The sequence below is a fragment of the Methylosinus sp. R-45379 genome (genome assembly GCF_001644125.1).
GTDB lineage: Bacteria > Pseudomonadota > Alphaproteobacteria > Rhizobiales > Beijerinckiaceae > Methylosinus.
This window is the reverse complement of sequence record NZ_LUUM01000176.1, coordinates 1-1,960: the sequence shown is the minus strand read 5'-3', so window position 1 is coordinate 1,960 and position 1,960 is coordinate 1. Positions and strand designations below refer to the sequence as shown.

At 60.9% G+C, this 1,960-nt stretch carries 1 protein-coding gene; it reads left to right on the top strand.

What is annotated here, in order from left to right; all coding sequences use genetic code 11:
* Nucleotides 1-1,960, top strand: a 1,960-nt coding sequence (locus A1351_RS25265) for a hypothetical protein (protein WP_198162295.1), incomplete at both ends; no start/stop codon positions are given.

The window sequence follows — 1,960 nt, the reverse complement described above, 5'->3', positions numbered from 1 at the left end:
GAATACTTCGGCCCCGCCGCGCAGCAGCGAATGCCGCTCAGTGGGAACGAAGCGGGACGGCTCGCCAAGGACACGATGCAATCCAAGTTCTGGGGCTATCGCACCAGTCACCAGGAATGGTTCGCTCAGGAATGGGCGAAGTGGGTTGCGTCGTCAGAGCATCCCCGCACCACTGCCGATCGGTTCTGGAAAGGCGTCGCTGACTTTTGGAAGCGCATCTATTACATTGCAACCGGCGAGACGCCCGCGAATGTCCCGACTGAAGCCTTCAAGGAATGGGTGAATGGCCACTATAACGAGAACGCTGTCCCCGCGAAGGGCCGTCTCGGTCGTGAAGCGGCGCTCGCGCTCGAAGGAGAGCAGAGCCCCCGCGAAGCGATCGGCGAGCCCGTCGTCTATCCCGGAAGACCTGAATTGTCTCCCGAGGGAGGGCTCGGACGTCTTCGTGACGGTGACGTGGCCCGAACGGCGCTTGGCGGGATACGCTTTTCCATCGCTGGAGTGCTGGGGAAGTCCAACAACCCCGCCGTCAGAGCCCTCGGCGGACTCCTCGTCGAGGATAACGTCGGGAAGCAAGGCGGGGCAGTAACGCCCCACTCGGCGGAACTCTACAAGCGCCAGAAGGTCAATTCCTCCGTCACCCGCATTGCCCAAGCGCGCAAACCCGCGCTGGACGAGTGGAAGAAGGAGAACGGCCTCTCATGGATCGAAGCGCGGAACCGTGAAGGCGAGTTCGAGAGCACGGTCGCGGATGCGATGCGTCTCCCGAATAGCTCGGCGGAGTTCCAAGCCCTGCCTAATTGGGCCAAGACCTACGCTCAGCACCTCAATAAGGTTGCTGACGAAGTTCGGCAGCACATGAACGAACCGTTCTTGACGGAAGGCATTCAAGGCCGTCCCGTTGACGGTTTCGGGGCAGTGGCGGGCGACGAGAAATATCTCATGCGCGCTTGGTCGGCCCGGAAGATATCCGAGGTCGTGAACGCGAAGGGCTATGACCACTTCGTCTCGGTCATCACCGGAGCGATTGCCGACGCTCAGCCGGGATTGCCGTTCGCTGTTCTCGACAAGCTCGGCAAGGGCATGGCGCGTGAGATTTACAAGCGCGCTCAGGGCGTCGTCGATGAGAATGTCGCTCGCATGTTCGCAGTCGATAATCTCGAAAGCGTGAAAGCGGACCTCACGACTCGCTACGGCCTGTCCGAGGATGAAGCATCCGACGTCGTGCGGCGACTGCGCAAGGGCTCTGACGCCTCGGCCGATCCTCGCGCCAAGCGTCGCGTCCTCATGAATGAGCAGTTCGAGGGCAATGGCACGAAGCTCTCCGACCTCTTGGTGAACAATGCAACGGCCCTCACAGCGGCCTATGCAAAGCACGGCTGGGGGAAGGTGGCGCTCGCTCGAACGCGGGTTATCGATCCGAAGACCGGCGAATTGCTTCTCGACGGGATCACGAATGACGGTGATTGGAACGCCGCACTGAACGCCGTGAGGGCGATCGGACACGACAATGGCGTTCCCCACACGACCACTGAACAGGAAATCGAGGCGCTTCAAGTGGCCTATGCTCAGATCAAGGGCGTTGGTCATCCGTTGCAGAATGAGCAATGGGCGAAGGCGTTGCGCACCTTTCAGCGGTTGAACCTCCTTCGTCTCGGCCACCAGTTCACGTTCGCTCAAATGGGTGAGGCTTACAACATGCTCTCGGGTCTCAGCCTCGAGGCCATGGCGAAGACTGCTCCGTCATTCCGTCGCATCGTCACCGCCGATGGTCGGTGGGTGAAAGCCAATGGTCTCGACAGGTGGGTGGAGAACGTCTTCGGTCTCGGCGGGGAAGGCATTCGTCTTATTGCCGACACCACTCATGCTGACGACCTCCACTCGCTGCCGATGGAAGCATCCGGCTTTTGGGACCATGCGGACCACGCACTGAACAGCGCCGGCAACGCTGTCCTTCACC